Source organism: Streptomyces sp. HNM0645 (assembly GCF_030056615.1).
In the GTDB taxonomy this organism is placed as follows: Bacteria; Actinomycetota; Actinomycetes; order Streptomycetales; family Streptomycetaceae; genus Streptomyces; species Streptomyces marianii.
This window is the reverse complement of record NZ_JASHLT010000008.1, coordinates 54,557-78,299: the sequence shown is the minus strand read 5'-3', so window position 1 is coordinate 78,299 and position 23,743 is coordinate 54,557. Positions and strand designations below refer to the sequence as shown.

Below are 23,743 nucleotides of genomic sequence, written 5' to 3'. Positions count from 1 at the left end.
GCCACAGCCTTGGCCTGTGGTATCTGTCACCTCTTCTTCCGGTTCGCCCCCTCAAACCCCTCTGACCGCAGGGTGAACAGGGGGTTTCCGGGCGGTGTGGACACCTTGAGGACTGCCTTGCGGGACGGTCACGCAGAGTGCGACCATCACACCGTCCCCCAGTCATCGCAAGGTAGAGGTCCGTCTGTGTCCGTGCCGCACGAAGCCAAGCCCCGCACCACAGCAGTCGTGCTCGCCGGTGGTACCGGCCAGCGTGTGGGGCTCGCGATCCCCAAGCAGTTGCTGAAGATCGCCGGCAAGGCCGTCATCGAGCACACGCTGTCGATCTTCGAGCAGGCCGAGGCGATCGACGATGTGATCGTGCTGATGGCGCCGGGTTTCGTGCCCGACGTGGAGAGGATCATCGCGAAGGCGGGGCTGACCAAGGTCCGCCGGGTGATCGAGGGCGGCGCCACCCGGAACGAGACCACCGAGCGCGCGATCGAGGCCCTCAGCGAAGGCCTCGCGGAGGGCGAGGACGCCAACGTCCTCTTCCATGACGCAGTGCGTCCGCTTCTGTCACAGCGGGTGATCGCGGACTGCGTCAGCGCCCTCGACCGCTACCAGGCCGTCGACGTCGCCATCCCCTCCGCCGACACCATCATCGTGACCCGCACCCACGGCGAGGACGGCGAGTTCATCACCGACGTGCCGGACCGCTCGCGGCTGCGCCGCGGCCAGACCCCGCAGGCGTTCAAGCTCTCCACGATCCGCCGGGCGTACGAGATCGCCGCGGGTGACCCGAACTTCCAGGCGACCGACGACTGCAGCGTCGTGCTCAGGTACCTCCCGGACGTGCCGATCTACGTCGTCGCGGGTGACGAGTACAACATGAAGGTGACGCAGCCGGTCGACGTCTTCATCGCCGACAAGCTGTTCCAGCTCGCCTCCACCGCCGCGCCGCGCCAGGCCGACGAGGCCGCGTACCGCGAACTGCTGGCCGGCAGGACCCTGGTCGTCTTCGGCGGTTCTTACGGCATCGGCGCGGACATCGCCGCCCTCGCCGAGGAGTACGGCGCGAAGGTCTACGCGCTGGGGCGCTCCACCACCGGCACCCACGTGGAGAACCCGCAGCACGTGGACGACGCCCTCTCCAAGGCGTACGCGGAGACCGGGCGCGTCGACTACGTCATCAACACCGCGGGAGTGCTGCGCATCGGCAAGCTCGCCGAGACCGACAACGCGACCATTCAGGAAGCGCTGAACGTCAATTACCTGGCACCCGTCCAGATTGCCCGCGCCTCTTACAAGTATTTGGCGGAGTCCAAGGGGCAGTTGCTCCTCTACACCTCTTCCAGCTACACCCGGGGTCGCGCCGAATACAGCCTTTACTCGTCGACCAAGGCGGCTATGGTGAATCTCACCCAGGCTCTCTCCGACGAATGGGCGGCCGAGGGAATTCGGGTGAATTGCGTCAATCCCGAGCGCACGGCCACGCCGATGCGCACCAAGGCGTTCGGCCAGGAGCCGGCCGGCTCGCTGCTGTCCTCCGAGGCCGTTGCCCGGACCTCGCTGGATGTGCTGCTCTCCGAGTTGACCGGCCATGTCATCGACGTACGTCAGCAGGACCCGACCCGCGGGGCGAGCGAGGCCTCCGGGTTCGAGCAGGCTCTGGCGTCCGTGCTGGACCGCCAGGAGGATGTGTAATACTTCTCCATCAAAGATCTTATTCGGGCCTCTGAGATCGCTTCCGCGATGCAGAGGCCCGAGTTAGTGAGGACCCCGCCCTCACAATTCCCTCCAATGTGAATCAACCGGCACCTTTGGAGCAGGTTCTACGTGATTTCGACCGCCATTCGCCTGGCACGTGTGGGCAGCCGGTCAGAGCTGGCCGCCGCGGTCCTCATGGGGCTGAGCTATCCATGCGTGATGATCGCCGCGCTGATCCCGGACATCTGGATGTTCGCGGCGGCCGCGGCCGTGACCTATGTCGCCGACTGGTATCTGCACCAGCGCGGCAGCTACCTGGTCAACCGCCTCAACAAGGTCCGGGCCGGTCTGCCGATCCGCTTCCTGCTCCGTGAGCTTCTGCTGATCCTGCTGCTCGCCCGCGCCGGTCTCGCCGAGGGACCGCTGTTCTACGCGGCGGTCGCCTGCTTCCTGCTCTTCTACGGCCTCCAGGCGCCGCACGGCGCGCTCACCACCCTGATCCGGCTGCGCCGGACCATGCCGGTCGTCACCCGCAACGTCGACCTCCACGCCGTGCGCATCCCGGACGCCCCGCCGCGCGCCCTGCTGCGCCGCTCCAGCGAGAAGATGCTGCACCTCGACATCCCCGCGATGGCGGGCGTCGTCGTCGCGGCGGCCACCGGGTACGACGTCGTCGGCTATGCCGGTACCGCCGCCACCGTCGCCCTCGGTCTCCTCTACACCGTGGCGCTCGTGCCCTATCTGCGCCGCAGGCGCCGGGTGCCCTCCGGGCCGGCCGTCCTCAAGGCCGTCCAGAAGTGGCTCGGCGAGTACCAGCCCACCGTCGCGCTGTACTTCTCCGGCTCCGAGGACTCCGCCTACCAGGTCAACATGTGGCTCGGGACCATGGAGCAGCTCGACGGCCGGCCGATCGTCATCATGCGGGAGCGGGGCCTCGTCGCGAAGCTCAACGAGACCTCCGTTCCCGTGCTGTGCATCCCCGGCGGCCAGCACCTGATGGCGATGAAGTTCGACTCGGTCCGCGTCACGCTCTACCCGGCCAATGTCGGAAAGAACATCCACATGCTGCGCGTCCCGACCATGAAGCACGTCTTCATCGGCCACGGCGACAGCGACAAGCTCGCCAGCGTCAACCCCTTCTCCAAGGTGTACGACGAGGTGTGGACCGCGGGGCGGGCCGGCCGTGACCGGTACGCGCTCGCCGACGTCGGCGTCCGCGACGAGGACATCGTCGAGGTCGGCCGGCCGCAGCTGGCCCCCATCGAGTCCTGGACGGGCACTCCGAAGAACCCCGTCCCCACCGTCCTCTACGCCCCCACCTGGGAGGGCTGGGACAACAACCCCGGCAACACCTCCCTGCTGCTCGCCGGCGAGAACATCGTCCGGCGGCTGCTGGAGGCGGAGCGCCCGGTACGTCTGATCTACAAGCCGCACCCCTTCACCGGCATCCGCAGCAAGAAGGCGCTCGCCGCCCACGAGCGGATCACGGCGATGGTGCGGAAGGCGGCCGCCGAGCGTGCCGCCGACCCCCGCTGGGCCGACGAGACCGCCGCAGGACAGGCCGAACGTGCCGCCGCGCGCGCCGGGCTGATCCGGATCGAGGCCCGGCTCGCCGAGCTCACCAAGCCCGGCCGCTCGGGCGGCGACCAGGCCGAGGAGTCCCGCGTCTCCCTCGCCGACCCTGTGCGTCTCGCCGAGATCAAGAGCCTGCGGACCGAGTGGAACGCCGCCTACTGGCGCTCCTTCGGCTGGTGGGAGCACACGATCGTGACGGGTGCCCAGCCCACCCTCTACGACTGCTTCAACGAGTCCGACGCCATGGTCTCCGACATCTCCAGCGTCGTCTCGGACTTCATCGCCAGCGGCAAGCCGTACGCGGTGACGGACTCCGCGGGACTCGGCGCGGAGGAGTTCAGGCGCCAGAACACCGCGGTCCGCGCGGCGGTCGTCCTGTCCAACGGCGCCGAAGAGCTGGACGGTCTGCTGGCGGCCGTCGCCGATCCGGCGGCCGACAGCCTCGCCGGCGCGCGCGCCGAGCTGAGGAAGTACCTCCTCGGGCCCGACGAGCCCACGTCGATCGAGCAGTTCGACGCCGCCGTGCGAGCCCTCGCGGTCAAGGCCGAGACCCGTAACGCCGGGGTGCAGCAGCGCATCGGCGAGCAGGCGATCGGTGAGCTCGACCGCGAGTCCGACGCGGGTGGGCGGAGCACCGAAGCCGAGGGCAACGGCGTCGCCGAGACCAACGGCGCGGAGGCGACGGCCACCGCCGCCCCCTGACCCGGCGGCCAAGCACCGTCCACCGGCCCGTGAGCGGCCCCGCGAGGGGTGTGTTCACGGGCCGGTCCGCGTCGCGGGACCCGATGGCGAACGGCCCGGCGCGCCCGGCCCCGCCCTGTCCGAGAGCCTGTCCAGCCGGCGAAACGGAGGCGCGCCGACAGCCGGGACTGACATAGATTCGCCACGTGACAGTGGCAAGGCAGTATGTGACGGAAGCACGCAGGGTCGTCGTCAAGGTGGGTTCGTCCTCACTCACCACGGCCTCCGGGGGACTCGACGCCGACCGGGTGGACGCCCTCGTGGACGTGCTGGCCAAGGTCCGCAGCGGCGGCGAGAAGGAGATAGTGCTGGTCTCCAGCGGCGCCATCGCCGCCGGACTCGCCCCCCTCGGGCTGGCCCGCCGCCCCAAGGACCTGGCCCGGCAGCAGGCCGCCGCGAGCGTCGGCCAGGGCCTGCTCGTAGCCCGCTACACCGCCTCCTTCGCCCGCTACGGCGTCCGCGTCGGGCAGGTGCTCCTCACCACCGACGACACCAGCCGCCGCGCCCACTACCGCAACGCCTACCGCACCCTCGACCAGCTGCTCGCCATGGGAGCCGTTCCGGTCGTCAACGAGAACGACACGGTCGCCACCGACGAGATCCGCTTCGGTGACAACGACCGGCTCGCGGCCCTCGTCGCGCACCTCGTCCGCGCCGATCTGCTGGTCCTGCTGTCCGACGTGGACGGCCTCTACGACGGCGACCCCGGCAAGCCCGGCACGTCCCGGATCGAGGAGGTCCGAGGCCCCGCCGATCTGGCGGGCGTGGAGATCGGCTCGGCGGGCAGGGCCGGCGTCGGCACCGGCGGCATGGTCACCAAGGTCGAGGCGGCACGGATCGCGGCCGCGGCCGGCGTCCCGGTCGTCCTCACCTCCGCATCCCGCGCCGCCGACGCCCTGGCCGGGCGCGACACCGGCACCTACTTCCGCCACACCGGGCGGCGTTCCGCCGACCGGCTGCTCTGGCTCGCCCACGCCTCGACCCCGCAGGGCGCGCTCACCCTCGACGACGGAGCGGTCCAGGCCGTCGTCGAGCGCAGGAAGTCACTGCTGCCCGCCGGAATCGCCGCCGTGGACGGCGAGTTCACCGCCGGGGACCCGGTGGAGCTGCGCGACACCGACGGCAGGGCGGTGGCCCGCGGACTGGTCAACTTCGACTCCAAGGAACTCCCGCTCCTGCTCGGCCGCTCCACGCGCGACCTCGCCAGGGAACTCGGCCCCGCCTACGAGCGAGAGGTCGTACACAGGGACGATCTCGTTGTCCTGAACCCCTGACGTCACCCCTGAAACGGCTGAAAGTCCGGCCCTCCGACAGGGACCTTCATCAAAACCGCCCCGCGCCCGGCCCCGGACTGGTCAACTTTGTCAGGGGGCAAGGCGGGGTTCGGGACCACGACGCATCAACAGGAGGCCGCCGGTGAGACGAGCGCGCCCAGGGGCGGCGCCCCGTGGGACACGGGCAACGACCCACGCCCGCAGGTCCGTGGGGGAGCAGCGGGCCCTGAGCAGTGTGGACGCGGGCGCCGACTTCGAGCGGCCCGCGGACCTCGGCTCACAGGACGGCCTCGCCCCCGCCGACGGGTCCCTCCGGGGTGAGCGCGAGGCCGGCGAGGACACCGCACCGCACGGCGAGGAGCGGGCCGTCTCCCGGCTGTGGCACATCACCCTCTGCGTCTCGGGCGCCGAGACGCCGCTGAAGGAGGTCAGGCGCGGACTGGAGCAGCTCGCCCACGACCACCCCTTCCTGCTCACCAGCCGGTACGCCGGTGACCACGCCGAGATCCGCTACTGGGAAGAGGCCCGGGACCTGCACGACGCCGCGGCGGTGGCCCTGCGCCTGTGGGGCGAGCACCGCTCCACGGCGAAGCTCCCGCCGTGGGAGATCGTGGGCCTGGAGGTCATCGACCGCGAGACCTACCACCAGCGCATCGCCGAAGGGTACGGGCCGCCCCCGGCCACACCCGTCGGCGTTCACCCGTTCTGACGGCGGCGGTCTTTCAGGGCGGTGCGGTGGAGTCAGACGACGGACCCCGGAACCGGCACCCGTGACCGGCCGGTCCCCGCCGCCGGGGGCGTGCCGTCCGGTACCGGTGCCCGGTGTCGCGCCAGGCCCCGTCCGGTACCAGCGCCCGGTCCGTCACGTCTCGCAGTGCGGGATACGTGAGGGGTGCCCGCGGAGCGCGCATTACCCTGCGGGCATGACCTCGCTTTCGCCGTACGACAACCTGACCCCGGTCACCCGGGCCGCCTACCGGGCCCGCGCCGCGGCCGCCGACATCGCGCCACTTCCGCGCGCGGTCAAGGACGACGCCCTGCTGGCGATCGCCGACGCCCTCGAGGTCCGGACGAGCGAGATCGTCGAGGCCAACGCCGAGGACATCGCCCGTGCCCGGGAAGCCGGCACGAGCGAGGCGATCATCGACAGGCTCACCCTCACCCCGGAGCGGGTCCGGGCCATCGCCGCCGACGTGCGGCACGTCGCCGCGCTGCCCGACCCGGTCGGCGAGGTCGTCCGCGGCTCGACCCTCCCCAACGGGATCGACCTCCGCCAGGTCCGCGTCCCCCTCGGCGTGGTCGGCATCATCTACGAGGCCCGGCCGAACGTGACGGTGGACGCCGCCGCGCTCTGCCTGAAGTCCGGAAACGCCGTGCTGCTGCGCGGCTCCTCCTCCGCCTACTCCTCCAACACCGCCCTCGTGAGGGTCCTGAGGGACGCCGTCGGAGGCTCCGGGCTGCCGGCGGACGCCGTGCAACTCGTCCCGGGTGAGAGCCGCGACTCCGTACGGGAGCTGATGCGCGCCCGCGGTCTCGTCGACGTCCTCATCCCGCGGGGCGGGGCCTCCCTGATCCGGACCGTGGTCGAGGAGTCCACCGTCCCGGTCATCGAGACCGGCACCGGAAACTGCCACGTCTACGTCGACGCCGAGGCCGACCTCGACATGGCCGTCGAGATCCTGATCAACTCCAAGGCCCAGCGGCCCAGCGTCTGCAACGCCGCCGAGACCCTCCTCGTGCACCAGGACATCGCGGGGACGTTCCTGCCCCGGGCCCTGGACGCCCTCGCGGATGCCGGCGTCACGGTCCACGCCGACGAGCGCACCCTCGCCCTCGCCGAGGGCTCCAAGGCCACGGTCGTGCCCGCCACGGCCGAGGACTGGGAGACGGAGTACCTGTCCTACGACATCGCCGCGGCCGTGGTGGAATCCCTCGACAAGGCCGTCGAGCACATCCGCCTGTGGTCCTCCGGGCACACCGAGGCCATCGTCACCACCTCCCAGGCGGCGGCCCGCCGTTTCACCCGGCTGGTGGATTCGACGACGGTGGCCGTGAACGCGTCCACCCGCTTCACCGACGGCGGCCAGTTCGGTTTCGGCGCCGAGATCGGGATCTCCACGCAGAAGCTGCACGCCCGGGGCCCGATGGGGCTGCCCGAGCTGACCTCGACCAAGTACATCGTGACGGGGGACGGTCACACCCGGTAACGGAGGAACGTGGTCAGTTGCCCGCACTCCCTGCCGAAAACCCACGGCCAGGTCTACCCTGAAGTCGTGCCGGACGACGTGGGGGGCAGGCCGTTCCCGGACGGCTGGGAGCCCGACGACGACCGCGGAGGCGCGGACCAGGACTTCGCCTCCGTGGTGTTCGACGAGGACTTCGTACGGGCGGCCGAGATCCATGAACCGAGCGCCGTGGAGCGGCTGCTCGCGGCCGCACAGGCACGTGCCGAGGCCGAGGCGGCCCGTGCCCGCTCCGGGGCCATCCCCGCCGACGACGACCTCTACGACGACGGTTACGGCCCCGCGGGCGAACACGGCCGGGAGCACCCCTACGGGGACCTCGGTCCCGACGGCCTCGACCGCTACGCGGACCCCTACGGACCGCACGGCGGGGCGCTGCGGCCCTACCGGGGCTCGGCCCGCTGGCACCGGCCTGTCGCCTGGGTCCTCGCCGTGGTGATGGGCGTCGGCATGGTCGCCCTGGCCTTCACGGCCGTGTACCGGGGGGCGGCCGCCAACCGTCAGGACCGCGTCCCGACACCCGCCACCACCACCGGTGTCGACGCGCCCGCCAAGGGCGCCGTCCCCGACCGGGTCACGGGCCCCTCCGCCTCGGCCCAGTACTCCGCGCCTCCCGTCTCCGCGGCCCCCCGCACGCCCTGACCCGGGAGTCCCGTCCCACCGGGTCGCGGCGCCCGGCGGGGTCCCCTCGCGCCGCAACCCGGCCCGCGGCAGCGCGTTTACGCGGCCTCCCGCAGACCTACTCTGAAGATATGGCAGGGCGTGGAGACCCACCTGAGGGGACACCCGAGGGGCTCCCCGGCGGGAACGACGACGAGTACCGGTCCGTCGTCTTCGACGAATCGTTCGTTCGCGCTGCCCGCCTCCAGGAGTTCTCCGCGCAGGAGCGGATGGGGGACCACGCCAAAGCCGTCCGCAGCCGCCCCGGACGGGTTCTGCGCAACGGGCCCAGGCACTTCCTGGTGCTGATGCTGCTGATCGCGATGGCCTTCGGCACCGCCCTCTACATGGGTGTGCGCCACCCCTACCGGCCGCCCGAGACCCAGCCCGTCCAAGCGCTGCGGAGCATGGTCGTCCCGCTCGCCCCCGAGGGGACCGTGCCCGGGGGCGACCCGGCCGGACTGTACGCCCGCAGCCCCGCGGCCGATTTCCGTGTCGGAGCGGCCGGCATCACCCTTCCGGCCGTACGGCACACCAAGAATTTCTCGGACGACCAGGTGATGACCGCGCTGACCATCGCCACGGACTACCTGGTGGCGTCCTCCCTCGACCCCGCGGTGCTCACCGAGGGAGCCGTGCGGCCGGTGCGGGTACTGCTCGACCCGGACCAGCTGAACCAGTTCGACCGGTCGATGAACGCTCCCGAGGACGACGGGCGCCACGCGGCGACCGGCTGGCTCGTCCGCTTCGACCCGGACCGGATCGCCCTGGCCGCCCCGGAGGTACGGGTCCAGGGCACGCTGGCCTTCGCCGAAGCCGGTCCCGACACGCTGGAGGTGACCTCGGACCACACCTTCGCCTACACGGTGCGGCCCGCGGGGAAGGAGACCGGCACGCCCACCGCCGCGGACGGGCGAGCCGTGGACACAGCCTCCCTCTTCACCGTCCGGCGCCAGCTGCACTTCCGCTTCGACCGCGACGACCTTCGCACTCACCGGGCAGAACTGCTGCTCAGCCATGTGCAGGCCGGCCCCATGTCCTGCTCGGCCGACGCCGCAGCCCTGATGGAGCCCCTGCTGGCGGGCCAGCGGGCGACCGGCAGGGGACCGGCCGGCACCGACCCGTACGACACGCGCCGCGAGGCCGCCGCGGTTTGCGGGACCCTCACGACCGGTACTCAGCCCTCGGGCTGACCCGTCGTCCCCGAACCGCCGTCCTTCGGCGAGTTCCCGTTGCCGCCACCACGGTGCCCGCCGGCCGACGGGCCGGTGAACCTGTCGCGCAGTCGGCCGCCCAGGTCGCCCGCGCCGCCGGCTATGTCGCCGACCAGCTTCATCAGCGGATCCTTGCTGCTGCGCACCGAGTCCGCGTAGTGCGAGGCGGACTCGCGGAACGAGTCGGTGACGGAGGTGTCCTTGTCCTCCGTGCGCCGCGGGTAGTGGCCGTCCATGATCCGCTGGTAGTCGCGGCTCTCCGCCCACTTCTTCAGCTCGGCGGCGCGCACGGTGGTGAACGGATGCGTCCTCGGCAGCATGTTGAGGATCTTCAGCACGGAGTCCCGAAGATCGCCCGCAGCCTCGTACTCCTCGGCCTGCTCCAGGAAGGCGTCCACGTTCATCTCGTGGAGGTGGTTGCCGCCCGCGATCTTCATCAGACCGCGCATCGAGGCCTGCAAATCCTGGCCCACCAGCAGCCCTGCCCGGTCCGCGGACAGCTCCGACTTGCGGAACCACTCCCGCAGTGCGGTCACGATCGCCATGACCGCCACATTGCCCAGCGGGATCCAGGCCACCTTCACCGCGAGGTTGGTGAGGAACAGCAGGATCGTGCGGTAGACGGAGTGGCCGGAGAGGGCGTGCCCCACCTCGTGGCCCACGACCGCCCGCATCTCCTCCTCGTCCAGCAGCTCCACCAGACCGGTGGTGACCATGATGATCGGCTCGTCCAGGCCGATGCACATGGCATTGGGCTTCGGGTCCTGGGTGACGTACATCTGCGGGACCTTCTCCAGGTCCAGGATGTAGCAGGCGTCGCGCAGCATCGTGTGGAGGTGCGCGAACTGGGCGTCGCTCACCCGCACCGAGTCGGAGAGGAAGAGAAGCCGCAGACTGCGCTCCGGCAGCAACCCGCTCAGCGCCTTGAACACGGTGTCGAACCCGCTCAGCTTGCGCAGGGCGACCAGCGCCGAACGGTCCGCCGGGTGCTCGTACGCCCGCGAGGAGATCCCCGGGAAGCGTGTGCGGTGCCTGCCCGGTACGTTCTCGGAACTGCTGTCGGTCATGGTGCCCCCTGGTTCTTCACACGTCCTGCCGGCGTCGCGGGTCGTGACCCGTCCCCCTGACAGACCCCACACTAGGCGCTGGGGTTGCGATGCGGCGGGGGCTGTGGACAACTCCGCCGGGCCCGGTTTCCACAGGGCGGCGCCCGCCCGGCGGACACCGCGCGCGCCCGTGGAACCGGGACGGCGAAACCGACAACGACTGAGTCGGCGTGAGCGTGCCCGGAGCGCACGCATACGATGTGCCCGAAGTCTCCGCTCCGACTCCGATCGATAGGGCCTGCAGAAGATGAGTCTCGCCAGCACCGCCGCCACCCTGGTCACTCTCGCCGAGGGAGCCGAGCACGGTGGCAGCCACCAAAGCCTCAGCCCCTACCTCACCGGTTTCGGCGCGCTGGGCGCGCTGCTCCTGCTGCTGTGGATCACCACCCGCTTCAACCGCGACCGCTGAGACGGAACCGAACGGCCGTGCCAGTAGGCTCTGCACGCATGGGACAGCAGGAAGCGCCTACGACCGGCCGCGGGAAACGCCGACTCGGCGTGATGGGCGGGACGTTCGACCCGATCCACCACGGACACCTGGTGGCCGCCAGCGAGGTGGCGGCCCTGTTCCACCTCGACGAGGTGGTGTTCGTACCGACCGGACAGCCGTGGCAGAAGAGCCACAAGGCGGTGTCGCCGGCGGAGGACCGCTATCTGATGACGGTCATCGCCACGGCTTCCAACCCGCAGTTCTCCGTCAGCCGCATCGACATCGACCGCGGCGGACCGACGTACACGATCGACACCCTGCGGGACCTGCGGGCGCTCAACACCGACTCGGACCTCTTCTTCATCACCGGGGCCGACGCGCTCTCCCAGATCCTCACCTGGCGGGACGCCGAGGAACTGTTCTCACTCGCGCACTTCATCGGCGTCACCCGGCCGGGTCACGACCTGACCGACGACGGGCTCCCGAAGGGCGGCGTCTCCCTCGTGGAGGTGCCCGCGCTGGCGATCTCGTCCACCGACTGCAGGCAGAGGGTCGCGCAGGGCGATCCGGTCTGGTATCTGGTGCCGGACGGTGTGGTGCGCTACATCGACAAGCGCCAGTTGTACCGCGGCGAGTGAGCCACGGAGAGGGGCACCGGTGAACGACCAGCAGAACCCGTACGACCCGTACTACTCGCAGCAACCGCAGATCATCGGCTACGACGAGTACGGGCAGCCGGTCTTCCAGCAGCCCCAGCACGACCCGCAGTCCCACGGTTACGACGCGTACGGCCGGCAGTCCCAGGACCGGCACCAGTCGCAGTACCAGCAGCCGGCGCCCCCGGCGTCCCAGGGATACGGCTACGACCCCTACGCGCAGCCTCAGCAGCACCCCCAGTCGCAGCACCCCCAGTCGTACGACCCGTACGGCCGGCAGCAGCCCGGTCCGCACCCGCAGTCCCAGCAGCCTCGGGAGGGCTACGGCTACGACGGCTACGACGGCCACGGGTACGACACGGGCCGGCAGGCCCCCGTCGACACCACCCGGCAGTGGAGCGTCCCGCCCCAACAGCAGCCCACCGCCCCGCCCGGGACCGACGAGCGGCACCGTCCGGCTCCGCCCGGGCCGGACCGGGGCGCCCCCGCCGTACCCGGACAGCGCCGCCCCGCGGGCGGCGGCGACGGGGACTACCGCACCGAGCAGTTCTCCTTCGTCGAGGAGCCGGACGAGGACTCCGAGGACGTCATCGACTGGCTGAAGTTCACCGAAAGCCGTTCCGAGCGCCGTGAGGAGGCGAAGCGGCGAGGGCGCAACCGGACCGTGGTGCTCGCCGTCGTCCTGGCCCTCGTGCTCGTCGGCGGAGTCGGCTACCTCTGGTACGCGGGCAAGCTGCCCGGCACCTCCGACCCCGGGGGCGCGCAGACCACCGCAACCGGCCCGCAGAAGCGCGACGTGATCGTCCTGCACCTCCACAACACCAAGAAGAAGGGCACCTCGACCGCCCTCCTCGTGGACAACGCCACCACCAAGCAGGGCACCACCGTCCTGCTCCCGAACTCGCTCTCCGTCGCCGACGACGAGGGGGTCACCACCACCCTCGGCAAGTCCGTCGACGAGGACGGCACCACCGGCACGCGCGAGTCCATCGGCAACCTCCTCGGCACCCGTATCAGCGGCACCTGGCGCCTCGACACCCCCTTCCTGGAGAACCTCGTCGAGCTGGTCGGCGGCATCGACATCACCACCGACACCGCCGTGCCCGGCGCGAAGAAGGGCGAGGCACCGTTGGTGAAGAAGGGCGAGAACCAGACGCTCAACGGCCGCATGGCCGTCGGCTACGCCACGTACCGCGCGCCCGGAGAGGCCGAGGCCGAGCAGCTCCAGAGGTTCGGCCAGGTCATGTACGGCGTGCTGCGGAAGATGCCGAGCGACGCCAAGGCCGCCACGGTGACCGTCGAGACGCTGGCCCAGATCCTGGACCCGTCGCTGCCCGAGAAGGATCTCGGGGCGTCGCTCGCGAAGCTCGCCGAGCACGCCAAGGGCGGCGACTACAAGACCGCCGTGCTGCCCGTCCAGGACGACGGCAGACTCAGCCAGGAGGCGAGCGACAGCGTGGTCAAGGACGTCCTCGGCGGCCGTGTGAGCGCACCGGAGCAGGGCGCGGCGGTCCGCGTGGGCGTCCGCAACGCCAGCGGCGACGGCGACGCGACCGAGAGCACCAGGATCGTCCTGGTGAACGGCGGCTACGCGTTCGTGGACGCCGGCAAGGCGGAGCCGGAGTCGTCGACGCAGGTCGTCTACGGTGACGCGGCGCAGAAGCAGAACGCCGTCGAGGTCGCCAAGACGCTGGGCCTGGACGAGAGCGCGGTCGAGAAGGGCAGGGCCGCCTCGAACGCCGACGTGCTGGTCGTCCTCGGCCAGGACTACGAACCCAGGTGATCCCCCGGCGTAGCGAGCAGCGGGACGGAGGGCGCCGCGGGCCCGGGTGATCCGGGCGCGCGCCTCCGGGGGCCCCGCGGGGTTCGGAGCGCTGCCGCGGTGAACGGCCGCGTGGGTTGTCGGCGGTCCGTGAGACCCTGGAGGGGTCCCGACCGCCGACGAAAGCCTGCTTGTGACCGCTACGGACCGTTCCCTCGAGCTCATCAACGTCGCCGCACAGGCGGCCGCGGACAAGCTCGCGCACGACATCATCGCCTACGACGTCAGCGATGTGCTGTCGATCACGGACGCATTCCTCCTCGCCTCCGCCCCGAGTGACCGCCAGGTCAAGTCGATCGTGGACGAGATCGAGGAGAAGCTGCTCAAGGAGCTCGGCGCCAAGCCGGTGCGCCGTGAGGGCGACCGCGACGCGCGCTGGATCCTGCTCGACTACGTCGACGTCGTGGTCCACGTGCAGCACAGCGAGGAGCGGGTCTTCTACGCCCTCGAGCGGCTGTGGAAGGACTGCCCTGAGCTCCCGCTGCCCGAGGACGCACTGAAGACGCGCGGCAAGGCGGAGGAGCACGCCAGGCTCAGCGGGGACGGCAGCGGATCGGACGGTGAGCTCAGCTGAGCCGCAGCGACACCGGCAAGGGCCGTGGCCGCCGCATCGTCCTGTGGCGGCACGGACAGACGGCCTGGAACCTCGAGCGTCGGTTCCAGGGTTCCACGGACATCGAGCTGACCGAGACCGGCGTCAACCAGGCACGCCGGTCCGCGCGGCTCCTGGCGTCACTGAAGCCGGACGCGATCATCAGTTCGGACCTGAGGCGGGCGGCGAGGACGGCGGACCAGCTCGCCTCGATCACCGGCCACGAGGTCACCCACGACTCCGCACTGCGCGAGACCTACGCGGGCGTCTGGCAGGGCCTGACCCATGAGGAGATCGTCGAGCGGCACGGCGAGGAGTACGCCGCCTGGAAGCGTGGCGAGCCCGTGCGCCGCGGCGGCGGCGAGCTGGAGACCGAGGTCGCCGACCGGGCCTCGCCGGTCGTGGTGCGCCATGCGGACAAGCTGCCCGACGGGGGCACGCTCGTCGTGGTCAGTCACGGCGGCACCATCCGCACGACGATCGGCCGGCTCCTGGGCCTGGAGGCCCACCACTGGGAGGGCCTGGGCGGTCTCTCCAACTGCTCCTGGTCGGTCCTCGGCGAGGGCGCCAGGGGCTGGCGCCTGCTGGAGCACAACGCGGGCACCCTCCCCGAGCCGGTCCTCGGCGACGACGACTGAGCCGGCCGTACGGCGGAGGCTTGTGGACCGCTCCGTCGCGTCCGTCCGGAAGCCCTCTGTGGGCCCCCAGGGCAGCTTCCGAGGTGCCGAGGGACGCCGTGCGGCTGCTCACCGGCCCGCTCGCCGACGTCGTGCGGCCCGCCACGGACCCGTCCCGGGCCCGGCGGACGGCCCGGGACCGGCCGGATTTCACTTTCCGGCTGGTCACAGGCTAAGGTTCTTCTTGTTCGCAGCGCGGAGCGCGAAGAACGCAAGGGGCTATAGCTCAGTTGGTAGAGCGCTTGCATGGCATGCAAGAGGTCAGGAGTTCAATTCTCCTTAGCTCCACAGGCATCATCATCCGGATCCCGTCCCCCGTAGGGGGCGGGATTTCGTCTTTCCGTGCGCCGTTGCGCACCCCTCGACCCCACGGTCGTGATGATCTCCGGAACGATGACGCACCGGTTCACCGACGCCGATGACCCCCTCGCCCCGCCATGGCAGAATCGGGACGGCTGAAGGGGGACGAAGGCCTGGACGGGAGGGAGAGGCGATGCCCGGAGGCTGCAACGAGGAGAACGACGACCAGCTCCTCGCTGCGATCGCCCGTGCCGGCCTCAGCTGCCCCTCATGCGGCTCGTCCCACGTTGCCCAAGTGCTCGGCGACAACGGAGGTATCTCGTACGTGTGCACCGCCTGCGGCCACAGCTGGAGCTGAATGATGGGTGCACACCGGAGGAAGTGCGACTGGTGCGGCAGCGGCACGCCGATCGTCCGGGACATGGACCCGGTCAACCCCGAGTACCAGTACTGGTGCGAGGAGTGCGCGCGGGCACTGATCATAAAAGGCGACCCCATCGAGACCTACCGTGAGCTCGAGGGGGAGCCGATCTACGGGCGGCTGCTCGACGAGCACTGCACGCTCAAGCGCTTCTACTCCTTTGCGACGGCCTGACGCCCCCGGGTGTCCGCCCCATACCGTCGAGCCCCGTCGGCACGGCGACGGCCGCGGAACGGGCCGAAACGCTCATATCGCCTATTTTCAGGGCCGGTTCGGGTCGCCGGAGTCGTGGCGCACCCGCGACGGCGCGTACGAGCGGAAGACCGTCCCGGCGCCGCGCGCGGCGACCGGTTCGCGATCTCCTCGGACGAACAGGTCGTTCGGGGACACTTCGGCTGCGCAGCGCGCCCTTCGGGACACCGCGAGAAGGCGGAGGCAGGCGCATGTGGCGCCGAGGTCGCGTGTGCCGAGCCTCCGGACGGTGTCGGTGCCAACACGATCACGGTCGTGAAAGCGGACGTCATCGCCCGTACCGGTGCGGACCGGAAACGATTTGGTGGACCACCGGGGGGACCGTGTAATGTTCTCTGTGTCGCCGCGGGGGAGACCCGGGAAGTGAAGCGGTTGACAGCAAGGGGCTATAGCTCAGTTGGTAGAGCGCTTGCATGGCATGCAAGAGGTCAGGAGTTCAATTCTCCTTAGCTCCACAGAAGCTCGTCAGAGCACAGGGAAGAGGGCCATCCGATCGGATGGCCCTCTTCCGTGTGTCAACCCTGGCCGCTGCCAAGCGCCTTACGGTCACCGCCGGGCGGCAGGGCCGGCTTGCTGCCCCGCGGGGCCGGCGCCTGCTCGATGCGCAGCGCCAGCGCGGGACAGCGGCGCACGCCACGTTGTGCGCGCCCCCGCAGATGCATCGGAACCGCTGCCTCCGCCACGGAGGGGTAGCCGTCGGCACCCATACGGATCAGCTCCGGCACGATCTCCGCGCAGATGCCGTGACCCTGGCACAGCGTCCAGTCCACCGCGAGCTTCTCGCCGCTCGGAATGGACTCCTGCGCTTCCTGGCCGCTGGGCCCGGGCAGCGGCAGCACACCGACGGTCTCCCGGCCGCAGCCGCCGTGCAGGACGTGCGCGGCCAGGTCGTCCGTGAACGCCGACAGTGTCGAGGCGAAGAACCGGGCGGAACCGTCCGGGTGCTTGCACGCCCCCCGGCCCTTGACGGCCTGCGTGACCTCGCGCAGCGCCTCCAGGGCGGCCGGTCCGCCGCCGTTGATCACGTCCGACAGGCCGCCGGCCGCCGCGGGCAGACCGAGCTTGCACGGGCCGCACTGGCCCGCCGTCTCGGCCGCCAGCCAGTTGGCCACGCGCTGCGCCTCGCCGAGCGGGCACGTCTCCGGGCCGATCGGGAGGATCGCTCCGGCGCCGAGCGCCCCGCCCACGTTGGACAGCGACTCCCGCGAGATCACGGCCTCGTGGGTCGCGGCGGCGTCGATCCAGTTGCCGTGGTAGCCGCCGGTCAGCACGCCCTGGGGCACCGGCGGGGCGCCCGCGAGCTGCAGCACGTACCGCATCGGCACACCCGTCGGCACCTCGATCACCATGGGGCGCGCGACCGCTCCGGAGACCGTCAGCATCACCGTCCCCGGTTCGTTCTCCAGGCCCGTGTGGCCGTACCTGCGGGCCCCGATCCGGGCGGCCACGGCGAGCTGCGCGAACGTCTCCGCGTTGGACAGCAGGGTCGGCGCCCCGGCCACACCGGACTCGGCGGCGCGCTCCCGGCGGCCGGGAGGCAGCGCGGGGCCGCCGTTGATGGCCCGGATGATCGCCGAGGCCTCACCGGAGACCATCCGCTCGGGGTTGCGCTGCACCCGAGCGCGCAGCTGCTGTCCGCGCCGGTCGGACAGGCCTCGCTCGGCCAGCGCCGCGCGTATGGAGATCTCCGTGGAGTTGCGGGTCACCGCGACGATCAGGGTGCGGGCGCCCAGTGCCTCTGCGGCGAGCAGTGCGCCGTCCAGGATCAGGTGGGGTGCACGGTTGACCATCACCGTGTCCTTGCGGCAGGCCGGTTCGTCCTCACTGGCGTTGATCACCACGACGGGCCGCACACCCCTTCGGATGGCGGCCTTGGCGACGGCCCGCAGCTTCTGGGCGAACGGGAAGCCCGCGCCGCCGCGTCCGCGCAGGGATATGTTCTCGGCCAGCTGGGCCAGCCGCTCGCCGCTCATGGGTTCGAGCGGGCCGTGCACCTTCAGGTGCATGGACAGGTCGAGACGTTCGACCAGGTCGAATCCCTGGGTGAGCTGGGGCAGGCCGACGACGCGGACTTCGGGGACATCGGGGAGGGGGGCGTTCACGGTCGTTCTCCTGCGGGTGCGTTCCAAGGTTCCCCGGCCGTGGGCGGATACAGCGGGCCGGGCGGCGGCTGGGTCTCGTCGAACGAGCCCGGGAAGGGCTCGGCGGACGGGCTGCCGTCGTAGCCGCCGGGCGTGCCGGCGGTGCCGTACGGGGAGACGGGTTCGTACCCGGCGCCCGACGACGCCGTGTACGACTCGCCGTACGGGGAGGTCGTGCCGGTGTCGTACGGGGCCGACACGGGCGGCTGGGGGAGGGCCTGGGCCGGCGGGGGCGGAGACGGCGTCGGCCAGCTCGCGGAGCGGGGGGAGGAGTCGTCGGGGACGACCGGCAGCTCCTCGGTCATGGGGATGCGCTCGGCGAACGGCACGTCGTCCGAGGATCGCCCCTGCGGCGGAGTGGGGCCGCCGGTGCGGGGGGAGGGGTCACCCGCCCGGGACACTGCGCGGTAGGCGGCGGAGATCCCCGTTCCGGGACCGTCGCCGGATGGCGGCCCACCCATCGCCTGGCCTGCGCCGGGGAAGGAGCCCGTGGCCGACTCGGACGAGGGCGTCGGTGCCGTCTCGTAGAGCTGCTGGGTGGCCTCGTACAGCTGCGGCGAGGGGGCGGCGAGCCGGCGAGCCTCGCCGCGCGAGGCGCCGAGCGGCTGCCCCAGCGGGGACCCGAGCGGTGAGCCCAGCGGCCGGCCCGGCGGGTCGCCGAGGTCGGCGGCGCCGCGCGGGAACTCGCGCTCGAAGCGCGCCCGGGGCTGCGAGGGAATGCCGGACGTACCGGGGAGGGGCGCCGACGCCATGTCCCGTACGTTCTGCTCGGTGGCTTGGGGAACATCGCCGGACGCGCCGGTCAGGCTCATGATCCGCTCGACGATCTGCCGCTTCACCGGCAGCGGCAGCAGCCGCAGCGACACGGCGGCGGCGACTCCGAGCAGCGCCAGGCTGTACATCGCGGTGACCCAGCCGGCGGCGGGGCGACCCGCGTAGAGGCCGTGCACGAGAGCGAAGCACCAGGCCGGGTACGCCAGCATGTGCAGCGCCCGCCAGCGGCCCGCGAAGCGGCCGTTGCCGGCGAGTGCGCTGCGCGCGGCGCCGGTCGAGCCGGCCACGACCATCAGCAGACCGGCGAGCGAGCCGAAGCCGATGAGTCCGGACGTGCCGGTGATGCCGAGGCCGAACGGCACGAGGGCGCCCAGCAGTTCGACGTGGTCGAGCGAGACCTTGACCGTGGCGTGCAGCAGCAGGAAGCCGAGTGAGGCGACGGCGGTGCTCCTGTGGATGGCCTGGGCGAGCAGGCGGTGGCGCGTGGAGAGGAACACGCGGTCGGTGGCGATGAGGCCCCAGGCGACCGATGCGGTCAGGGAGACCAGGGACAGTACGCCGGCGGCGAAGTCCAGCGCGGCCCGGAAGGCATCGTTGCCAACGATGGCGAGCAGCGGGATGAGCACGACAGCGGCGGCGATCAGTCCGCCCTGTGCCTGCCGGCTCATGCCCGGTTCACCGGGCGACGAACGAATCTTGCGACGAGGGTTCATGGGGGCTCCGAATGGTGCGGGAAAGCGGTCCCGTCGTCGCACTCTAAGTGGCGTCATACCAGTGGGTACGAGTTTTCGAGGTTTAGTGGTCAGCCTGACCGACAACTGACTCTGGGGTTGCCCCGGATAGGGGTGATACGCCGAGTAACTTGAGCCCTCCGAAACGGTTCTTCACTCATATGGGCGATGCTCTCCACTCACCCTGTGGGGTTCCGCATCCCTCCGGGAGCCGTTCGGTGGAGCGGACGACGCCTGACAGACCACACATACGGGGCCCCCGGGTCCGGTTCCGGACAGGGCTGTGGAGCGGTGCTCCCGCCGGTCCCCGCGGCTCCGTCCCGTGCCCGGCGGGCGGACACTCTGTGCGGCGGCAAGGTGGCCTGCTGTACCCTGGCGCCATGCGTGCCGTACGCCTCCTGCTTAGCGGGCCGCGCTGATCAGTCCCGACCGGTGATCTCCCGGTCGGAATCGGCGCGGCGTCCCCTCCTGTGCGAGGGGATTTTTCGTTTCAGGCAATCGCAGGCAGAGACGATCGATGGAGCTTTAAGGATCATGAGCGAGACGAATTCCTCCCCCGTGGCCTCCGGCACGGGTGGGGCCCCCTCAGCGGAGGCGGCCGCACCCCACCGCTACACGGCGGCCATGGCGGCCGACATCGAGGCACGCTGGCAGGACTTCTGGGACGCCGACGGCACGTACGAGGCGCCCAACCCGAGCGGTGACCTGGCCGGGGACGCCGACCTCGTGGCCCGCCCCAAGAAGTTCATCATGGACATGTTCCCGTACCCGTCGGGTGCGGGCCTGCACGTCGGTCACCCCCTGGGCTACATCGCCACCGACGTCTACGCCCGGCACCAGCGGATGACCGGCCACAACGTGCTGCACACCCTGGGCTTCGACGCGTTCGGCCTGCCCGCCGAGCAGTACGCCGTCCAGACGGGCACGCACCCGCGCGTGTCCACCGAGGCCAACATCGAGAACATGAAGATCCAGCTGCGCAGGCTGGGTCTGGGGCACGACAAGCGCCGGTCGTTCGCGACGATCGAACCGGACTACTACAAGTGGACCCAGTGGATCTTCCTGCAGATCTTCAACTCCTGGTACGACGAGGACGCCGGGAGGGCACGCCCGATCGACGACCTGGTCGCCCAGTTCGAGAGCGGCGAGCGCGCCACCCCGTCAGGGCGTCCCTGGAGCGAGCTGAGCGCCGCCGAACGCGCCGACGCCCTGGGCGGCTACCGCCTGGCGTACGCCTCGGACGCTCCGGTCAACTGGTGCCCCGGGCTGGGCACCGTCCTGGCCAACGAGGAGGTCACCTCCGAGGGCCGCTCCGAGCGCGGCAACTTCCCGGTCTTCAAGGCCAACCTGCGCCAGTGGAACATGCGCATCACCGCCTACGCGGACCGGCTGCTGGAAGACCTGGACGCGCTGGACTGGCCGGAGGCCATCAAGCTGCAGCAGCGCAACTGGATCGGCCGCAGCGAGGGCGCGCGCATCGACTTCACCGTCGACGGGCACGACGACGCCCGCATCACGGTCTTCAGCACCCGCCCCGACACCCTGTTCGGCGCCACCTACATGGTGCTGGCGCCCGAGCACGAACTGATCGACTCGGTCCTGCCCGCCGAATGGCCCGATGAGGCCCGGGGCAAGGACGCCTGGACCGGCGGCGCGGCCACCCCCGCCGAGGCCGTGGCCGAGTACCGCAAGCAGGCACAGACCAAGAGCGACGTCGAGCGCCAGACCGAGCACAAGGACAAGACCGGTGTCTTCACCGGCGCCTATGCCGTGAACCCGGTCACCGGCATGCGCATCCCGGTCTTCGTGGCCGACTACGTGCTGATGGGCTACGGCACCGGCGCGATCATGGCCGTCCCCGGCCAGGACGAGCGCGACTGGGAGTTCGCCGAGGCGTTCGGCCTGCCCATCGTCCGTACCGTGCGGCCCCCGGAGGGCTGGGAGGGGGAGGCGTTCACCGGCCAGGGCCCGGCGATCAACTCCTCGAACGACGAGATCTCCCTGGACGGCCTGGAGGTGGCCGAGGCCAAGGCGAAGATCACCGACTGGCTGGTGGCCAGGGGCATCGGCGAGGCGACCGTCAACTTCCGCCTGCGTGACTGGCTGTTCAGCAGGCAGCGCTACTGGGGCGAGCCGTTCCCGATCGTGTACGACGAGGACGGGGTGGCCCACGCGCTGCCCGAGTCGATGCTGCCGCTGGAGCTGCCGGAGGTCGACGACTACTCACCGCGCACCTTCGACCCGGACGATGCCGACACCCAGCCCGAGACCCCGCTGTCGCGCAACGCGGAGTGGGTCGACGTCGAGCTGGACCTGGGCGACGGGGTCAAGCGGTACCGCCGCGAGACCAACACCATGCCGAACTGGGCCGGTTCGTGCTGGTACGAGCTGCGCTACCTGGATCCGCACAACGCCGACAAGCTGGTCGACCCGGCGATCGAGCAGTACTGGATGGGCCCCCGTGAGGGGCAGCCGCACGGCGGTGTGGACCTGTACGTGGGCGGCGCCGAGCACGCCGTACTGCACCTGCTGTACGCCCGCTTCTGGTCCAAGGTGCTGTTCGACCTGGGGCACGTCTCGTCCGCCGAGCCGTTCCACAAGCTGTACAACCAGGGCATGATCCAGGCGTACGTCTACCGGGACGCCCGCGGCTTCCCGGTGCCCGCCGCCGAGGTCGAGGAGCACGACGGCAGGTTCGTCCACGGCGGCGAGTCCGTCAGGCGCGAGCTGGGCAAGATGGGCAAGTCCCTGAAGAACGCGGTCACCCCGGACGAGATCGCCGCCGAGTACGGTGCCGACACCCTGCGCCTGTACGAGATGGCGATGGGCCCGCTGGACGTCTCCCGTCCCTGGGACACGCGTGCCGTCGTCGGCCAGTACCGACTGCTGCAGCGCCTGTGGCGCAACGTCGTCGACGAGACGACCGGTGAGGTCACCGTCGTGGACGCGGAGCCGGACGAGGCGACCCTGCGCGCCCTGCACAAGGCCATCGAGGGCGTCGGCCAGGACATGGAGGCGATGCGCTTCAACACCGCCATCGCCAAGATCACCGAGCTGAACAACCACCTGACCAAGACCGGCGGCCCGGTCGCACGCTCGGTGGCGGAGCGCCTGGTGCTGCTGATCGCGCCGCTGGCCCCCCACATCGGCGAGGAGCTGTGGCGCCGGCTGGGCCACTCAGGCTCGGTCGTCCACGAGGCCTTCCCGGTGGCCGACCCCGCGTACGTCGTGGACGAGACCGTGACGTGCGTCGTGCAGGTCAAGGGCAAGGTCAAGGCCCGCCTGGAGGTCTCCCCGTCGATCGCTGACGCGGAGCTGGAGGCGCTGGCCGTGGGCGACCCGGCGGTCGTGGCGGCCCTGGGGGGCGCGGGCATCCGCAAGGTGATCGTGCGGGCGCCGAAGCTGGTGAACATCGTCCCGGCCTAGCCGGAACCGCTCACGGGCCGGGCCCGGCAGTCCGCCGGGCCCGGCCCTGGTCTTTCCCCTACGGGCAGGTTGGGGGTTCCGCTGGAACCCTCGGCCCGCCCGTTCCGTTTACCGTGGAAGGACATACCGCGTACGACTCGGAGGGGCGCCCATGGAAGCCGTCATCCTGATCCTGGCGCTGCTCTTCGTCGCCTTCGTGACGCTCGGGGTGTACGTGGGCGTCAAGGCGGTCGGTGCGGCCAAGCGGGGTGTGGACCGCACGATCGGCCAGGCACGGCGCACCGTCGAGGACACGGCGCTTCGGGCGAAGAGCTTCGGGCAGGTCGGTCTGGCCGGCGAGCTGGCGCAGCTCAGGCTCCGTCTGCGCACGTCGATGCGGGCCACGCAGGAAGCCCTGCACGCGGGGGTCGCCGAGGACGCGTCGCTGCGGGAGTCGATCGGCCTCTTCGAGCGGCTCAGCGTGCACGGGCGGGAGCTGGACGAGGAACTGCGGCGGCTGGAGCGCGAGCCGGACCGCGGCAGGACCACGGAGCGGCTTCCGCAGCTGCGTGAGCGGGTCGAGCGGATCACCCACTCCGCCGAGTCGCTGCGCTGGGCGGCGAGGGACAGGGCGCGGTCGTTCGCCGAGGACGACCTGGAGTCGCTGACCACCCAGATCGACGTGGAGGCGGGAGCGCTGCGCGACTGGTCGCGCGCCGAGCCGATGTGGCCCGAGTCGGCCGAGGAGCCCTCGCGCCCGCGGTCGGCACAGGGGCCTCGGACCTCCTCGGCGCAGGATCCGCGGCCCCCGGCGGCCGCGACGGGCCCGGAGCAGACGTCGGGCGGATCGGAGCCGGGGACGGGCGCTCAGGAGCCCCGGGCGATCCCGCCACGGGACCCGCGGCTCGCGATGAGGTACTCGTGGGACAAGTCCACCCGTCCGGAGACCTCGAACTAGACACCAGGTCGCCGTTCCGGGACCCGAACCAGCGCTCGGAGCCCACCGGGCCACGCGGCCCGGTGGGCCTCGAGCGCGCCAG

General features: G+C 71.1%; 19 protein-coding genes and 2 tRNA genes. 18 read left to right on the top strand and 3 right to left on the bottom strand.

Features of this window, described 5'->3' with window-relative positions; translation table 11 throughout:
- Positions 1-186 precede the first annotated feature (186 nt).
- The 7 genes from QMZ92_RS07240 to QMZ92_RS07210 all read left to right on the top strand — a co-directional run bounded on the left by QMZ92_RS07240 (position 187) and on the right by QMZ92_RS07210 (position 9,375).
- The gene (locus QMZ92_RS07240) at positions 187-1,686 is read left to right on the top strand and encodes a bifunctional cytidylyltransferase/SDR family oxidoreductase (protein ID WP_283296385.1); all 1,500 of its coding nucleotides are present in this window, start codon (positions 187-189) and stop codon (positions 1,684-1,686) included.
- Positions 1,687-1,818: 132 nt separating this feature from the next.
- The gene (locus tag QMZ92_RS07235) at positions 1,819-3,966 is read left to right on the top strand and encodes a hypothetical protein (protein WP_283296384.1); all 2,148 of its coding nucleotides are present in this window, start codon (positions 1,819-1,821) and stop codon (positions 3,964-3,966) included.
- 185 nt (positions 3,967-4,151) lie between these two features.
- On the top strand, positions 4,152-5,279 hold the full coding sequence (proB, locus tag QMZ92_RS07230; protein ID WP_283296383.1) for a glutamate 5-kinase: 1,128 nt from the start codon (positions 4,152-4,154) through the stop codon (positions 5,277-5,279).
- Positions 5,280-5,421: 142 nt separating this feature from the next.
- Positions 5,422-5,988, top strand: coding sequence for a DUF8830 family protein (locus QMZ92_RS07225; RefSeq protein ID WP_283296382.1), 567 nt, complete (start codon positions 5,422-5,424; stop codon positions 5,986-5,988).
- Positions 5,989-6,202: 214 nt separating this feature from the next.
- A complete protein-coding gene (locus QMZ92_RS07220; RefSeq protein WP_283296381.1) occupies positions 6,203-7,486 on the top strand; it encodes a glutamate-5-semialdehyde dehydrogenase in 1,284 nt (427 codons plus the stop codon).
- A gap of 66 nt (positions 7,487-7,552) precedes the next feature.
- Positions 7,553-8,164 (top strand): SCO2584 family spore wall biosynthesis protein, encoded by a 612-nt coding sequence (locus tag QMZ92_RS07215; protein WP_283296380.1) that lies wholly within the window; start codon positions 7,553-7,555, stop codon positions 8,162-8,164.
- 110 nt (positions 8,165-8,274) lie between these two features.
- Positions 8,275-9,375: an SCO2583 family membrane protein gene (locus QMZ92_RS07210; RefSeq protein WP_283296378.1), complete on the top strand. Its 1,101-nt coding sequence runs from the start codon at positions 8,275-8,277 to the stop codon at positions 9,373-9,375.
- On the opposite strand, the gene QMZ92_RS07205 is transcribed toward QMZ92_RS07210, so the two are convergent.
- Positions 9,360-10,463: a M48 family metallopeptidase gene (locus tag QMZ92_RS07205; RefSeq protein WP_283296377.1), complete on the bottom strand. Its 1,104-nt coding sequence runs from the start codon at positions 10,461-10,463 to the stop codon at positions 9,360-9,362. The two genes, QMZ92_RS07210 and QMZ92_RS07205, sit on opposite strands and share 16 nt — an antisense overlap.
- A gap of 286 nt (positions 10,464-10,749) precedes the next feature.
- On the opposite strand from QMZ92_RS07205, the gene QMZ92_RS07200 reads away from it, so the two are divergent.
- From QMZ92_RS07200 to QMZ92_RS07160, 9 genes are all read left to right on the top strand, one after another.
- Positions 10,750-10,911 (top strand): hypothetical protein, encoded by a 162-nt coding sequence (locus QMZ92_RS07200; protein ID WP_171053089.1) that lies wholly within the window; start codon positions 10,750-10,752, stop codon positions 10,909-10,911.
- Positions 10,912-10,949: 38 nt separating this feature from the next.
- Positions 10,950-11,570, top strand: coding sequence for a nicotinate-nucleotide adenylyltransferase (nadD, locus tag QMZ92_RS07195; RefSeq protein ID WP_283296376.1), 621 nt, complete (start codon positions 10,950-10,952; stop codon positions 11,568-11,570).
- A 19-nt stretch (positions 11,571-11,589) separates the two neighbouring features.
- Complete coding sequence (locus tag QMZ92_RS07190) at positions 11,590-13,371, top strand: LytR C-terminal domain-containing protein (protein ID WP_283296375.1); 1,782 nt, start codon at positions 11,590-11,592, stop codon at positions 13,369-13,371.
- Between the two features lie 172 nt (positions 13,372-13,543).
- Positions 13,544-13,984, top strand: coding sequence for a ribosome silencing factor (gene rsfS / locus QMZ92_RS07185; RefSeq protein WP_138055274.1), 441 nt, complete (start codon positions 13,544-13,546; stop codon positions 13,982-13,984).
- Complete coding sequence (locus tag QMZ92_RS07180; RefSeq protein ID WP_283296447.1) at positions 13,981-14,640, top strand: histidine phosphatase family protein; 660 nt, start codon at positions 13,981-13,983, stop codon at positions 14,638-14,640. Before rsfS ends, QMZ92_RS07180 begins: the two co-directional genes overlap by 4 nt.
- Positions 14,641-14,894: 254 nt before the next feature.
- Positions 14,895-14,967, top strand: a tRNA-Ala gene (locus tag QMZ92_RS07175).
- Between the two features lie 205 nt (positions 14,968-15,172).
- The gene (locus QMZ92_RS07170) at positions 15,173-15,337 is read left to right on the top strand and encodes a hypothetical protein (protein ID WP_283296374.1); all 165 of its coding nucleotides are present in this window, start codon (positions 15,173-15,175) and stop codon (positions 15,335-15,337) included.
- Between the two features lie 3 nt (positions 15,338-15,340).
- Positions 15,341-15,574: a hypothetical protein gene (locus QMZ92_RS07165; RefSeq protein WP_026277450.1), complete on the top strand. Its 234-nt coding sequence runs from the start codon at positions 15,341-15,343 to the stop codon at positions 15,572-15,574.
- Between the two features lie 460 nt (positions 15,575-16,034).
- A tRNA-Ala gene (locus tag QMZ92_RS07160) sits at positions 16,035-16,107 on the top strand.
- Between the two features lie 60 nt (positions 16,108-16,167).
- Here the strand turns inward: QMZ92_RS07160 and QMZ92_RS07155 are convergent.
- Positions 16,168-17,754 (bottom strand): NADH-quinone oxidoreductase subunit NuoF family protein, encoded by a 1,587-nt coding sequence (locus QMZ92_RS07155; RefSeq protein ID WP_283296373.1) that lies wholly within the window; start codon positions 17,752-17,754, stop codon positions 16,168-16,170.
- The gene (locus QMZ92_RS07150) at positions 17,751-19,235 is read right to left on the bottom strand and encodes a ferric reductase-like transmembrane domain-containing protein (RefSeq protein ID WP_283296372.1); all 1,485 of its coding nucleotides are present in this window, start codon (positions 19,233-19,235) and stop codon (positions 17,751-17,753) included. Before QMZ92_RS07150 ends, QMZ92_RS07155 begins: the two co-directional genes overlap by 4 nt.
- Before the next feature lie 597 nt (positions 19,236-19,832).
- Here QMZ92_RS07150 and leuS point away from each other — a divergent pair.
- Both leuS and QMZ92_RS07140 read left to right on the top strand, forming a co-directional pair.
- A complete protein-coding gene (leuS, locus tag QMZ92_RS07145) occupies positions 19,833-22,724 on the top strand; it encodes a leucine--tRNA ligase (protein ID WP_283296371.1) in 2,892 nt (963 codons plus the stop codon).
- A 151-nt stretch (positions 22,725-22,875) separates the two neighbouring features.
- The gene (locus QMZ92_RS07140) at positions 22,876-23,661 is read left to right on the top strand and encodes a hypothetical protein (protein ID WP_283296370.1); all 786 of its coding nucleotides are present in this window, start codon (positions 22,876-22,878) and stop codon (positions 23,659-23,661) included.
- Positions 23,662-23,743 lie beyond the last annotated feature (82 nt).

Coding starts and splice junctions, on each gene's coding strand:
- QMZ92_RS07210 (WP_283296378.1), top strand. CDS start 8,275: ATGGCAGGGCGTGGAGACCCACCTGAGGGGACACCCGAGGGGCTCCCC.
- nadD (WP_283296376.1), top strand. CDS start 10,950: ATGGGACAGCAGGAAGCGCCTACGACCGGCCGCGGGAAACGCCGACTC.
- QMZ92_RS07150 (WP_283296372.1), bottom strand. CDS start 19,235: ATGAGCCGGCAGGCACAGGGCGGACTGATCGCCGCCGCTGTCGTGCTC.
- QMZ92_RS07170 (WP_283296374.1), top strand. CDS start 15,173: ATGCCCGGAGGCTGCAACGAGGAGAACGACGACCAGCTCCTCGCTGCG.
- QMZ92_RS07205 (WP_283296377.1), bottom strand. CDS start 10,463: ATGACCGACAGCAGTTCCGAGAACGTACCGGGCAGGCACCGCACACGC.
- QMZ92_RS07200 (WP_171053089.1), top strand. CDS start 10,750: ATGAGTCTCGCCAGCACCGCCGCCACCCTGGTCACTCTCGCCGAGGGA.
- QMZ92_RS07140 (WP_283296370.1), top strand. CDS start 22,876: ATGGAAGCCGTCATCCTGATCCTGGCGCTGCTCTTCGTCGCCTTCGTG.
- QMZ92_RS07220 (WP_283296381.1), top strand. CDS start 6,203: ATGACCTCGCTTTCGCCGTACGACAACCTGACCCCGGTCACCCGGGCC.
- leuS (WP_283296371.1), top strand. CDS start 19,833: ATGAGCGAGACGAATTCCTCCCCCGTGGCCTCCGGCACGGGTGGGGCC.
- QMZ92_RS07165 (WP_026277450.1), top strand. CDS start 15,341: ATGGGTGCACACCGGAGGAAGTGCGACTGGTGCGGCAGCGGCACGCCG.